The 11,789-nt window shown below is 69.0% G+C and carries 11 protein-coding genes; 8 read left to right on the top strand and 3 right to left on the bottom strand.

Annotated elements, in window-relative coordinates:
• The first annotated feature begins 34 nt into the window (after positions 1 to 34).
• A complete protein-coding gene (locus TSB10GB4_RS15240) occupies positions 35 to 1,432 on the top strand; it encodes a PLP-dependent aminotransferase family protein (protein WP_186396410.1) in 1,398 nt (465 codons plus the stop codon).
• Between the two features lie 9 nt (positions 1,433 to 1,441).
• On the opposite strand, the gene TSB10GB4_RS15235 is transcribed toward TSB10GB4_RS15240, so the two are convergent.
• Positions 1,442 to 2,407: an acyltransferase domain-containing protein gene (locus TSB10GB4_RS15235; RefSeq protein WP_186396409.1), complete on the bottom strand. Its 966-nt coding sequence runs from the start codon at positions 2,405 to 2,407 to the stop codon at positions 1,442 to 1,444.
• Between TSB10GB4_RS15235 and TSB10GB4_RS15230 the strand changes: the two genes are divergently transcribed.
• Complete coding sequence (locus TSB10GB4_RS15230) at positions 2,406 to 3,230, top strand: 4'-phosphopantetheinyl transferase superfamily protein (protein WP_186396408.1); 825 nt, start codon at positions 2,406 to 2,408, stop codon at positions 3,228 to 3,230. The two genes, TSB10GB4_RS15235 and TSB10GB4_RS15230, sit on opposite strands and share 2 nt — an antisense overlap.
• Here TSB10GB4_RS15230 and TSB10GB4_RS15225 read toward each other — a convergent pair.
• Complete coding sequence (locus tag TSB10GB4_RS15225; RefSeq protein ID WP_186396407.1) at positions 3,188 to 4,054, bottom strand: metallophosphoesterase; 867 nt, start codon at positions 4,052 to 4,054, stop codon at positions 3,188 to 3,190. The two genes, TSB10GB4_RS15230 and TSB10GB4_RS15225, sit on opposite strands and share 43 nt — an antisense overlap.
• Before the next feature lie 127 nt (positions 4,055 to 4,181).
• Between TSB10GB4_RS15225 and TSB10GB4_RS15220 the strand changes: the two genes are divergently transcribed.
• Genes TSB10GB4_RS15220 through TSB10GB4_RS15195 form a run of 6 tightly spaced genes read left to right on the top strand, consistent with a single transcriptional unit; the run spans position 4,182 to position 9,790 of the window.
• A complete protein-coding gene (locus tag TSB10GB4_RS15220; RefSeq protein ID WP_186396406.1) occupies positions 4,182 to 4,988 on the top strand; it encodes an FkbM family methyltransferase in 807 nt (268 codons plus the stop codon).
• An 11-nt stretch (positions 4,989 to 4,999) separates the two neighbouring features.
• Complete coding sequence (locus TSB10GB4_RS15215; protein ID WP_186396405.1) at positions 5,000 to 6,256, top strand: cytochrome P450; 1,257 nt, start codon at positions 5,000 to 5,002, stop codon at positions 6,254 to 6,256.
• Positions 6,253 to 7,530: a hydroxymethylglutaryl-CoA synthase family protein gene (locus TSB10GB4_RS15210; RefSeq protein WP_186396404.1), complete on the top strand. Its 1,278-nt coding sequence runs from the start codon at positions 6,253 to 6,255 to the stop codon at positions 7,528 to 7,530. The genes TSB10GB4_RS15215 and TSB10GB4_RS15210 overlap by 4 nt, the downstream gene beginning before the upstream one ends.
• A gap of 43 nt (positions 7,531 to 7,573) precedes the next feature.
• On the top strand, positions 7,574 to 7,819 hold the full coding sequence (locus TSB10GB4_RS15205) for an acyl carrier protein (protein ID WP_186396403.1): 246 nt from the start codon (positions 7,574 to 7,576) through the stop codon (positions 7,817 to 7,819).
• On the top strand, positions 7,800 to 9,020 hold the full coding sequence (locus TSB10GB4_RS15200; RefSeq protein ID WP_186396402.1) for a beta-ketoacyl synthase N-terminal-like domain-containing protein: 1,221 nt from the start codon (positions 7,800 to 7,802) through the stop codon (positions 9,018 to 9,020). Before TSB10GB4_RS15205 ends, TSB10GB4_RS15200 begins: the two co-directional genes overlap by 20 nt.
• Positions 9,017 to 9,790 carry an enoyl-CoA hydratase/isomerase gene (locus TSB10GB4_RS15195; RefSeq protein ID WP_186396401.1) on the top strand — a complete coding sequence of 258 codons (774 nt, stop codon included), beginning with the start codon at positions 9,017 to 9,019 and terminating at the stop codon, positions 9,788 to 9,790. The genes TSB10GB4_RS15200 and TSB10GB4_RS15195 overlap by 4 nt, the downstream gene beginning before the upstream one ends.
• Here the strand turns inward: TSB10GB4_RS15195 and asnB are convergent.
• Positions 9,754 to 11,763: an asparagine synthase (glutamine-hydrolyzing) gene (asnB, locus tag TSB10GB4_RS15190; RefSeq protein ID WP_186396400.1), complete on the bottom strand. Its 2,010-nt coding sequence runs from the start codon at positions 11,761 to 11,763 to the stop codon at positions 9,754 to 9,756. The two genes, TSB10GB4_RS15195 and asnB, sit on opposite strands and share 37 nt — an antisense overlap.
• Positions 11,764 to 11,789 lie beyond the last annotated feature (26 nt).

Here is an 11,789-nt window from a genome sequence, read left to right as displayed (position 1 = left end):
TTCCATCATTGGGACAGTGTGCGGGAAACGAGGCATGCCAAGGCGTTCCAGGGCGGATACGATCGTCAGCCATGTCAGCGGGTTGCTGTCCGCCGGCGCCTACAAGGCGGGCGAGCGGCTGCCCTCCGTGCGCCAGGCGGCGCGCGAACACGGCGTTTCCAAGAACACCATGGCCGAGGCCTATGACCGGCTGGTGGCTCGGGGCCTGCTCGAATCCCGGGCCGGCTCCGGATATTACGTCGCCCAGTTCCAGCCGCCGCGTTCCGTGCCGCCGGCGCCGCATGTGGCGGCCGCCGTCGATGTGGTCTCCTTGCTGCGCGAACAGCTCGACCAGCATTACGAGGTGCGCCCCGGCGACGGCCGTCCGCCGCCCTTCTGGATGGAGGGCTCCGAGCTCAAGCGTTATTTCTCGGTGTTCAAGACGGCGGGCCCGTCCTCCGTCGATTTCGGCTATGGCAGTTCCTGGGGCTATGCGCCGCTGCGCCAGCGGCTGCGGGTGCTGCTGATGGAGCGGGCGATCGCGGTGCAGCCGGACGGGCTGCTGCTCACCCACGGGGTCAATCACGGCTTCGATCTGATCATCCGGCACCTGATCGAGCCCGGCGACACGGTGTTTGTCGACGATCCCGGCTACTATCCGCTGTTCGGCAAGCTGACGCTGGCGAAGGCACGGATGGTCGGCATCCGCCGCGCCCAGGACGGGCCGGACCTGGAAGACCTTGCCGCCAAGCTCGCCATCCACCGGCCGAAGATCTTCTTCACCCAGTCGCTGGCCCACAATCCGACCGGCGGCTCGCTGTCGCCGGCGGTGGCCTTCGGGCTGATGCGGCTCGCCGAGCGCTGGGGTTTCCTGCTGGTGGAGAACGACGTGCTCGGCGACATCCTGCCGGCGACTCTGCCGCGCCTTGCCGCGCTCGACCAGCTCAACCGGGTGCTCTATGTCGGCACCTTCTCCAAGACCCTGTCGGCGAGCCTGCGCTGCGGTTTCGTCGCCGGGCACCCGTCGATCATCGCCTCGCTCGGCAATCTCAAGATGCTGACGAGCGTGGCGACGGCCGACTATGTCGAGCGATTCGTCTTCAAGCTGATCCAGGACGGCCACTACCTGCGCCATCTGCGGCGACTGCGGACGCGCGTCGAGGAGGCGCACAAGGCCTCGCTGGCGCAACTGGAGGCGCTGGGGCTGACGGTGCGCGCCAGCGTGACGCCGGGCTTCTACCTGTGGGCCGAGTTTCCCGAAGGCATCGACGAGATGGAGCTGTGCCGCAAGGCGGCGGAACGCAGCATCTTCCTGGCGCCGGGCAGCGTGTTCACGCCGGATCGTACGGCGGCTGAGCGGGCAGGGCGCGGCCGCGCGGCGATCCGCGTCAACGTCGCCTATGGCACCAATCCGCGCTTCATCGACTTCCTGCGCGACATCATGGAGGGCTGACCTCAGGGATCAGGCCGTCTCCAGCAGCTTGGCGAGGCGCCGCAGGTTGCCGCCGAAGGGCGACAGCACTGCGCTGATGCGCGATCGCGAGGCCTCGCCGAGATCCTGCCGAATGATCGCCGCGAGGCTGCTTGTGGCGCTGAGATCGATGTAATGGGCGCCGCCCTGTGCCTCGATCGCCGCCACTGTTGCGCCAAGGCGCATCGGCTCGCGGACGATCCGCCAGGCGAGATCCGCAACGCCGGGCTGCACCGGCGCACTGAGGCAGGCCGACCAGACTGGCCAGAACGGGCTTTCCAGCCGCTCGCTCGCCGCATCGGCGACAACGCCCGTGCGCGCCGGCTCGATCCAGCGCGAGTGAAAGGCGAAGGGCACCGGCAGCCGCTGGAACGGCGCGTCGAGCCGGGTGAGGATCGCCTCGACCTCCGCGGCATTCTCGCCCGGCATCGCCAGGACATGGTGGCGTTCGGCGTTGATGCCGGCAAGCTCGCTCAAGGTGCCGAGCCGTGGCTCGCTCTCGCGCAGGGACGGCGGGCCGAGCACGGCGATCAGCGCGCCGGGCGCGCAGCTTTCCAGGAACAGGCGCGGCTGGCGGGCGACGGCGGCAAGCGCTGTCTCGAACGGCACCATCCCGGCAACGCTCATCGCGGCGAACTCGCCGAGGCTGACGCCGAGCAGCATGTCGGGGCGGATCCCCTTGTGCTGTAGCAGCTTGGCCATGGCGAACTGGGTCATGAAGATCGCCGGATGGGTGTGCTCCAGCCGGTCGAAGGGCCCGCTGGCGCGCCGTCCGCTTGCATGGATCTCGGCGAGCGGCGAGAAGGCGTGCCGGTCGCGCACGATGGCATCGCCAATGTCCATCCATTGCCTGAACACCGGTTCTTCGGCAAGAAGGTCGGCGGCCATGTGGTAATACTGCGAGCCCTGGCCGGCGAAGCAGAAGACGAGCGGCAGGGACTTGGGAGCAGGCGGCATGCAGGAATCCTGGCAGGGCGGCGCGAAGCAGGAGCAGCCTATCTCGCACGGCTCGCCCTTTCGCGACAAGCTCGCCGCAGGGCGCGATCACGTCACCGTCTGGTGGCTGGACCTGAAGAGCATCCGCGAGGACGACTGGGGCCTGCTCGAAAGCCTGCTGGAAGACAGCGAGCTGGAGCGCTCCACCCGCTTCCACTTCGACCGCGACCGGGATGTCTACATCGCCGCCCATGCGCTGACGCGCGGCCTCCTGACCTGGTGGACCGGCCTGCCGGCACGCGACTGGCGCTTCACCGCCGGCGATCACGGCAAGCCGGAGGTGACGCCGCCCGCCGGCCTGCCGCGCCTGCGGGTGAACCTCTCCCACACGCGTGAGCTGGCGGCCGTGGCGCTCACGGTCGACAATGATGTCGGCGTCGATGTCGAATGGCTGGAGCGGGTCAACGACGTCGACCAGCTTGCCAAGCGCGTCTTCGCCGCCGACGAGCGCGCCTTGCTTGCCGCCACGCCGAGCGAGCGCAAGACCGAGATCTTCCTCACCTTCTGGACGCTGAAGGAGGCCTATGTGAAGGCCATCGGCAAGGGTCTGTCGCAGCCGCTCGATGCCTTCGCCTTCACCCTGGAGCCGCCGCTGATCCGCTTCGACAACATCGCGGCGGACGATGCGGCGCTCTGGCGCTTCCGGCACCTGAAACCGACCGACCGTCACAAGCTGGCGGTCGGCGTGCGCCATCCGCATCCCGAGCGCCTGTCGATGGAGATCGGCGCGGCGCCGCTCGACTATTTGCGGAACCTCGGCGCGGCGAGTTCGTCCTCCGGCTGAGCGGGACCGGGCAGCACCTCGCGGATATAGGCGGCCATGCCGCGCGCCTGGTCCCACTGGCGCGGATAGCCGAGCGAGACCTCCTCGAAGCGCGTGCCGTCGCGCCAGTCGGTGCGCCGCACATGCAGATGGCCCGAGACCACCGCCCGCGCGTTGAACCGCCGGTGCCAGTCGAAGGTTGCGCGGGTGCCGCACCAGGGGGTGAAGCGCGGCGCCCGCGGAATGTGGATCAGGTCCTCGCGCAGCGGAAAATGGTTGATCAGCACGGTCGGCATGTCGGCGGGCAGGGCGGCCAGCCGCGCCTCCGTGTGCCGCAGGCGCTCGGCGCACCAGGCCTCGCGCGAGGCGAAGGGCGAGGGATTGAGGAACATCTCGTCGGCGCAGACCGAGCCCGTCTCCCGCGCCCAGCCGACGACGCCGTCGCGGCTGACATGGGCCGGGCGGAAACTGTAGTCGTAGAGCAGGAACAGCGGCGCGATGGCGCAGGGGCCGCCGTCGCCGGTCCAGATCTGGTAAGGGTCCTCGGGCGTCACGACGCCGTGCGCGCGGGCGGTGGCGACAAGGCGGCGGTAGCGCTCCTCTCCCACCAGAGCCGGCAGGCCGGCCTCCTCCGGGATCGCCCACAGGTCGTGGTTCCCCGGCACCCAGAACACCCGCGCGAAGCGCTTCGTCAGTTCGGTGAAGGCAAGCCGCATCTGGTCGAACCGCTCGCCGACATCGCCGGCGAGAATCAGCCAGTCGTCGGCATAATCCGGCAGCGCCAGCAGCGCGTCGCGGTTGGCCGGGCTGGCGAGATGCAGGTCGCTGATGGCGCGCAGTTTCATGAGGAGCCTTGGCGGGAACCATAACCGGGATCGTTCCTTGACCCCTGTTTTCACATGGGGAACACTCGCAGCCGACGTCAACCCTCAAGGGGCGTCGCGATTCTTCCCGACCCGGATGGACGGCCCCGTGACCTTGAAGAAAGCCCTGCTGCCCGACGGCCGGGAAATCGCCTGCATCAACCCCTACGAGGTTGATTTCGCGGTACACGAGATCTTTTCGCAGGATCTTGCAGCCCATGGCCTGACATTGCAGCCGGACGGAGCGGTCTTCGATGTCGGCGCGAATATCGGCCTGTTCTCGCTGCATCTGCGCCAGCAGGCGCCGTCCGCGCGCATCTTCGCCTTCGAGCCGGTGCCACAGGTCTTCGCAGCGCTGGAGCGCAATATGGCGCTGATCCAGCCGCAGGCCGTTGCCGTCCCGCTGGGACTTGGCGCCGAGGCCAGCGAGGTGGCGTTCGACTACTTCCCCGGCGTCGCGGCACTGTCGACGGCGCATAGCGATGTCGGCGCGCGGATGGCCGGCGGCATCCGCGATCTTCTCACGGGAAGCGCCGGCGAGGCGGTGCGCGCGGTGATCGAGCGGACCGGCGCGGGCGAGTTGGCGCGGACGGAGGGCTTTCTCGACGACCTGCTCCGGGTGGAGCGGGTGCGGGCCCGCATCGACACGCTGTCGTCGCAGATGGCTGCCTACGGTGTCGAGACGATCGACCTGTTGAAGATCGATACGGAAGGGGCCGAGGAGGAGGTGCTTGCCGGCATCACCGACGCCGACTGGCCGCGCATCCGCCAATTGATGGTCGAGGTGCATCTGGGCCGGCCGAAGCTGGAGGAGATCGCCGCCGGCCTGAAGGCGCGCGGTTACCGGGTGACGACCGACGCGCATCCGCTCGCCGAGGGCGGGGCGGCGGTTTTTCATCTCTACGCGGCACGATAGGGGACGGGCACATGAGCGAGCGCGGCGCGGAAACGCAGGGCGAGCGGATCGACTGGTGGGGCATCCTCACCGATCGGGCCTTCCTGGAGGACCCTTACAGTGAGCTGAAGCGGCTGCAGGCGCTCGGGCCCGTCCATCTCGACGAGGCCTCCGGCGTCTATTTCGTGCTCGGGCACCGCGCCTTCCTGAAGGTCGCGAAGTCCTCGGAACTCGGCCGCGACACCCGCCACTGGAAGAACGGCTGGACCGCGCCGGACTACCGGGTGCACGACCCCGTCGGCTACCGCCTGTTCAGCGAGTTCCAGCCGCAGATGATCAATTGCGACGGCGCCGAGCACGCGCGCATGCGCAAGGTCTACGAGCCGGCCTTCCGCTCGCAGGCGGTGCGCGACGTTGGCGCCCTGGTCGAGGCCGAGGCGGCGCAGCTTCTGGAGGCGATGCCGCGCGAGGGGACCGTCGACATCATCGAGGCCTTTGCCGGCCCCCTGCCGCTGCGGGTCCTGTGCAAGCTCTTCGACATTCCGCAGAGCCTCGACGAGACGGTCGCGCGCTGGAGCGCCTCGCTGATCCGCATCGGCGATATCCTGATGACGCCGGACCAGAAGAGCGAAGCGCTGGAGGCGCTGACCGAGTTCAAGGCCTTCCTGCGCGAGCACATCGCCGCCCGCCGTGCGCGCCCCGGCGACAGTCTGATGGATCTTGCGATCCGCGCCCAGGACGACGGCACGCTCGACGAGGAGGAGACGCTGACCAATCTCGTCTCCATGCTGGTCGCGGGCCACGAGACCACAGTGACGCTGATCGGCAACGGCCTTTTGCTGCTTCTCCGGCACCCCGGCGAGATGGCGCGGCTGCGGGCCGACCGCAGCCTGCTGCGCACCGCCATCGAGGAGTTCCTGCGCATGGAGCCGGGCGGCAACATGATCCTGCGGGTGGCGCGCGAGGACGTCGAGGTCGAGGGCACGCTGATCCCGGCCGGCGCCCCGGTGCTCGGCCTCATCGGCGCGATCAACCGCGATCCGGCCCGCTTCGAGCGCGCCGACGAGGTCGATATCGGTCGCCCCGCCAATGCCCAGCTCACCTTCGGATCCGGCCCGCATGTGTGCATCGGCGCGCCGCTGGCGCGGCTGGAGGCGCAGATCGCCTTTTCCGCCCTGCTTGACCGCTACGGCTCCATCGAACTGGCGGGCGAGCCCGAGTGGCGGCTCGACCGGCTCAACGCCCGCGGGCTCGGCCGGCTGCCGGTCCGCGTTGGAGGTGCTGCATGACCCGTGCCGTCGGCATCGAGGCCCGCGCCGCCGGCATCGAGGCGATGAACGTCTATGGCGGCATGGCCTGTCTCGACGTCAAGGAGCTGTGCCTGCATCGCGGTCTCGACATGCCCCGCTTCGAGAACCTGCTGATGCAGGAAAAGACGGTGGCGCTTCCTTACGAGGACCCGGTCACCTTCGCGGTCAATGCGGCCCGGCCGCTGATCGATGCGCTGGCGCCGGAGGAGCGCGCCCGCATCGAGATGGTGGTGACCTGCACCGAGTCCGGCATCGACTTCGGCAAGTCGCTCAGCACCTATGTGCATGCGCATCTGGACCTGCCGTCCAACTGCCGGCTCTTCGAGATCAAGCAGGCCTGCTATTCCGGGACCGCCGGCTTGCAGATGGCGGTGAATTTCGTGCTGGCGCAGACCTCGCCCGGCGCCAAGGCCCTGGTGGTTGGGACCGACATTTCCCGCTTCGCGCTCGCCGATGCCGGCGCTATCGAGGAATGGGCCTATTCGGAGCCGAGTTCCGGTGCCGGCGCGGTGGCGATGCTGGTCTCCGACACGCCGCATGTGCTGCGCATCGATCCGGGCGCCTATGGCAATCATGCCTTCGAGGTGATGGACACCTGCCGCCCGGGTCCTGACACGGAGGCGGGCGACGCGGACCTGTCGCTGATGGCCTATCTCGACTGCTGCGAGGGCGCGTTCCGCGACTACAGCCGCCGGGTGGAGAAGGTCGATTTCCGCGAAAGCTTCGGCCAACTGTGCTTCCACACGCCGTTCGGTGGCATGGTCAAGGGCGCCCACCGGCACCTGATGCGCCGGCTCTACAAGGCGCCGCCCAAGGAGATCGAGGCCGACTTCCAGGCGCGCCTCGCGCCGAGCCTTGCCTTCGGCAAGCGGGTCGGCAACACCGCCGGGGGCTCGGTCTTCGTGGCGCTGGCCGGCATGCTGGAGACGGCAGAAATCAATGCGCCGATGCGGGTCGGCCTGTTCTCCTACGGCTCGGGCTGCTGCTCGGAATTCTACAGCGGCGTGGTGACGCCGGAGAGCCAGGCGCGGCTGCGCGCGATGCGGATCCCGGCCGCACTCGACCGCCGCCATCGCCTCACCATCGCGGACTACGAGACCCTGCTGCGCGGCGAGAGCGTCGTTCGCTTCGGCACCAGGGACGCGGAACTGAACCACCAGATCGTGCCGGATGCCTGGCCGGTTGATGCGGCAGGCGACCGGCTTGTGCTGGATGCGGTCGTCGGCTACCACCGCAAGTATATCTGGATCTGAGCCGGGCTGCCGCGACAGCGACGGAGCCGGAAAAGGGGGCGAGTTGGACAGCGACCGGATTGCCGAGATCATCATTGCCGAGATCCGCAGCACCGTGCCGGAGCTGGAGGCGCAGCCGATCACCCGCGCCGATTCCATGGCCGATCTCGGGGTCGATTCCATCGAGCGCAGCGAGGTCATCCTGGCAACGCTGGAGGTCCTCGGCCTGAAAGTGCCGATGGTCCAGTTGCACGGCCCCCGCAACATCGGCGAACTGGCCGATCTGCTGCATGCCAAGTCCAAGGCCTGACGCCCGTCCGCCCGTCGTCACCGGCATCGGGGTCGCCAGCGGCCTCGGCCATGGCAAGGACGCGTTCCGGCAGGGATTGTTCGAGGGGCGGAGCGTCTTCGCGCTGCTTGCCCGTCCCGGCCGGCAACGCGGCGACAGCAGCCCGCCGTTCTTCGGCGTCGAAATGCCCGATCCGCCCTCGATCCTGCCGCCCCGGATCGAGCGCACCGCCGGCCTCAGCGGGCGCGCCGCGGTCGCCGTCCTCGACGAGGCCTGGCGCGAGGCGGGGCTGGACCGCGTGGCGCCTGAGCGCATCGGCCTGATCATCGGCGGAACGAACCTGATGGCGCGCGAGCAACTCTTGAGCCTGCGCGACTATGCCGAGCGGCTGGACTTTCTGCCGCCGCGCCACGGCCATGTCTTCCTCGATACCGATATCTGCGGCCTGTGCGCCTCGCAGTTTCCGATCCGCGGCTTTGCCCACACGATCGGCGCGGCCTCGGCGAGCGGCGCGGCCGCCATCGTCGCGGCGGTCGAGGCCGTGTCGAGCGACAGGGTCGACGCCTGTATCGCCCTCGGCGCTTTGCAGGACGTGTCCCTGATGGACCTGCAGGGCTTCCGGGCGCTCGGCGCGCTGGGCGCGGGGTCAGTCTGCCGGCCGATGGACAGGGGCCATGATGGCTTCCTCTATGGCGAGGCCTGCGCCGCGCTGGTCATCACCCGGCCGGAGCATGCCGGGGACACGATCTATGGCCGCGTGCTGGGAGCGGGCTTTTGCGCCGATGGCAGTCGAGGGCCGGAGCCGAACTCCGACGGGCAGGTGCGCGCCGCGCAAGACGCGCTGGCCGCCGCCGGACTGGCGGCCGCCGACATCGACTATGTCAACGGCCATGCTACCGGAACGCCCTCCGGCGACGACGCCGAGCTTGAGACCCTGCGCCGGCTCGGCCTCGCCCATGCGCGGGTCAACGCCACCAAGTCGATCATCGGCCATGGGCTGAGCGCGGCCGGCGCGGTCGAGGCGGCAGCCGTGCTGATCCAGATGCGCGAGGGGCTGCTGCACCCGGTGCTGTATCTCGAGACGCCGCTGGACGAGGGTTTCGGCTGGGTACGGGGCGCGGCGCAGGAACACCGCATCCGCCATGCGCTGAAACTCTCCTTCGGCTTTGGCGGCAGCAATATCGCGCTGGTCTTCGGGGCGCCGGAGGGAGGTGCGGCATGACAGAGTTCTCGACGATCTCCTGCGACATCGCTCAAGGCATTTGCCGCATCCGCTTCGCAAGGCCGCAGGCGGGCAACAGCATCACACCGCAGATGGTCTCGGAGCTCCAGGCGGCCTTCGACCTTTGCGAGGCGGGCGAGGGGGCGGATGGCCGGCCCGTCACGGTCGCGGTGCTGGAGAGCAGCGACGACGTCTTCTGCATGGGCGGCGATTTCGACGCGGTCGCCGAGGATGCCGAGCCGATGGACCCGGCGCCGCTCTACGATCTGTGGCTGCGCATGGCGCGCGGGCCGTTTGTGACCGTGAGCGTGGTGCGCGGCAGGGCCAATGCCGGGGGCGTCGGACTGGCGGCGGCCGCCGATATCGTGATCGCGGACGAGACCGCGAGCTTTGCCCTGTCGGAGCTGCTGTTCGGCCTCTATCCGGCCTGCGTGCTGCCGTTCCTGGCGCGCCGCGTGGGGGCGCAGCGCGCCCGCTACATGACGCTGATGACGCGGCCGGTGGGCGCGCGCGATGCCCTGTCCTTCGGGCTGGTCGATGCGCTGGGCGAGCGGGCCGACGAGGTCCTGCGCCAGCACCTGATGCGGCTGCGGCTGCCGGGACGGGCGGGCATCGCCCGCTTCAAGGCACATGCCGGTGCGGGGCTCGATGACCTTGAGGGGCAGCGCGAAGCGGCGCTCGCCGCCAATCGCGAGATGTTCGCCGATCCGCGGATCCGGGCCGATATCCGCCGCTACGTGAGGGACGCCAAGTTCCCCTGGGAGGCGTGAGGCGCGGCCTCCTCGCGCAGGTCCACCGCGCGTTGCAGCGGCGGTAGGGCGCCTGAGGTTCCTGCCTGTCCGAGGCCCTGCCTGCGCACGAAGAACCGGTCGAGCAGGGCGATGGAGAGCAGGAACAGGAAGGTCTGGTTTTCCTTGGTGCTGACCTCCTCGGCCGGCCTGGTCAGCACCTTGGCGGCAAGGCGCTGGGCGAATTTCGCATTGAGGAAGGGCAGGTTCGCCAGTTCGCTCTCCGACAGGACGAGATCGAGATAGTCCGGCCGGCGCGCGGCGAAGGCGGCCGCGTCCGGTGCCCGGTAGGGGAACTTGCGCTTGTCGGCGACGGCGCCGGGCAGCCGGTCGCGGAAGGCCTCGCGCAACAGCCGTTTCTCGGTGAACCCGTCGTCGAAGCGCAGGTTGACGGAGGCGGCGAGCCCGATCACGGACGGATCGAGGAACGGGCAGCGGTTCTCCACCCCGTGGGCAAGGCTCATGCGGTCGCCCTGGGTCGACAGCAGGTAGCCGGGCAGCAAGGTCTTGTATTCCAGCCACTGCGCCTTTTCGACCGCGCTCATCGAGCCGAACTCGGGGCTGCCGGCAACGAGCGCCGAAATCTCGGCAAAGGGATCGCTGGGCGCGTTCAGCAGGCGGGCCGAGAACTGACCGTTCTGGAAGCGCAGCTCATGCGAGAAGAGGCCCGGCATCTTCTCAGCCGAGAACTGGTGGTAGAGCCCGGTGACGGCGGCAATGTCCTTCGGCCCGTAATGGGCGAGATGCGGGTAGAGCCGCTCCAGCCGGCTGCGCCGCACGTCCTCTGGAAGCTCGTTCCACGCGGCGCGCAGCAGGGTTTCCTTGAACAGGTCGTAGCCGAGAAAGGCCTCGTCGGCGCCTTCGCCGCTGAGAATGACCTTGATGCCCGCCTCGCGGGTGCGCTGCGACAGCAGGAACATCGGGATGAAGGCGCTGCGGAAGGCGGGAACTTCCGCGTGATAGACCGCATCGGGGCAGGCCTCGGCGATATCGGCATGGCTGATGCGGCGGGCGTGATGGCGGGTGCCCAGGTGCTCCGCGACGAGGCGCTGCTCGGCGGATTCGTCGAACTCCGTATCCTCGAACTCGACTGAGAAGGTGGAGAGCGGATGCGGGGTCAACTCGCGGGCGAGCGCGGCGACGATGGCCGAGTCCACTCCGCCGCTGAGATAGACGCCGACTTCGACATCGCTGCGCAGGCGCAGGGACACCGCATCCGTCATGCGCTCTCGGATCCGCTCGATGGCATCCCCTTCGCTGGCGACGGCCTCGGTCGGCGCGAAGGACAGAGTGTCATAGGCGAAGCGCTCGATCCGCCCCTCGCGCACCCTTGCCCATTCTCCCATCGGCAGGCTCTCGATGCCCCGGAAGCCCGACTGGTGCGGCAGCGGCGTCCACTGGCCGAGAATGGAGGCCAGTTGTTTCAGGTCCTGCTCGAACCGGAACCCCGGAACGGCGAGGAAGGCCTTCATCTCGGAGGCGAAGAGGATGGTCTCGCCATGCTGGGCGAGAAAGAGCGGGCGCTTGCCGTATTTGTCGCGCGCCAGGAACAGCTCTCGCCGCTCGCGGTCGTAGAGCGCGAAGGCGAAGCCGCCGTTGAAGCGCGTCAGGCAGTCCGGTCCCCAGGCGATCCAGGCGCGCAGCACGACTTCCGTGTCGCAGCCGGTGCGGAAGACATGGCCGAGACTGACAAGCGTCTCGCGCAGCTCCCGGTAGTTGTAGACCTCGCCATTGTAGCAGAGCCAGTAGCGCCCGCTTTCGTCGCTGACCGGTTGCAGCCCGGCCGCCGGATCGAGAATGGCGAGGCGCACGGTGCCCATGGCGAAACCGTCGTCCACCAGATAGCCGGCGCCGTCCGGTCCGCGATGGGCGATTGCCGCGAGCATGGCGCGGATCCGGGCGCCCTGATCCCCTGAGATGGGGGCGGCACTGAGGAAACCGGCGATGCCGCACATGAAGTCGCTTGCCCCCTGGTCGATCG

Origin of the sequence: Stappia sp. TSB10GB4 (genome assembly GCF_900185745.1) — a bacterium.
GTDB lineage: Bacteria > Pseudomonadota > Alphaproteobacteria > Rhizobiales > Stappiaceae > Stappia.
Note: the sequence above shows the minus strand (reverse complement) of the source record. Positions and strands in the feature narration are given on the sequence as shown.

Excerpts from the sequence above, each read along its gene's own strand:
- TSB10GB4_RS15240 (WP_186396410.1), top strand. The coding sequence starts at position 35 with ATGCCAAGGCGTTCCAGGGCGGATACGATCGTCAGCCATGTCAGCGGG.
- TSB10GB4_RS15230 (WP_186396408.1), top strand. The coding sequence starts at position 2,406 with ATGCAGGAATCCTGGCAGGGCGGCGCGAAGCAGGAGCAGCCTATCTCG.
- TSB10GB4_RS15235 (WP_186396409.1), bottom strand. The coding sequence starts at position 2,407 with ATGCCGCCTGCTCCCAAGTCCCTGCCGCTCGTCTTCTGCTTCGCCGGC.
- TSB10GB4_RS15225 (WP_186396407.1), bottom strand. The coding sequence starts at position 4,054 with ATGAAACTGCGCGCCATCAGCGACCTGCATCTCGCCAGCCCGGCCAAC.
- TSB10GB4_RS15215 (WP_186396405.1), top strand. The coding sequence starts at position 5,000 with ATGAGCGAGCGCGGCGCGGAAACGCAGGGCGAGCGGATCGACTGGTGG.
- TSB10GB4_RS15210 (WP_186396404.1), top strand. The coding sequence starts at position 6,253 with ATGACCCGTGCCGTCGGCATCGAGGCCCGCGCCGCCGGCATCGAGGCG.
- TSB10GB4_RS15200 (WP_186396402.1), top strand. The coding sequence starts at position 7,800 with ATGCCAAGTCCAAGGCCTGACGCCCGTCCGCCCGTCGTCACCGGCATC.
- TSB10GB4_RS15195 (WP_186396401.1), top strand. The coding sequence starts at position 9,017 with ATGACAGAGTTCTCGACGATCTCCTGCGACATCGCTCAAGGCATTTGC.
- asnB (WP_186396400.1), bottom strand. The coding sequence starts at position 11,763 with ATGTGCGGCATCGCCGGTTTCCTCAGTGCCGCCCCCATCTCAGGGGAT.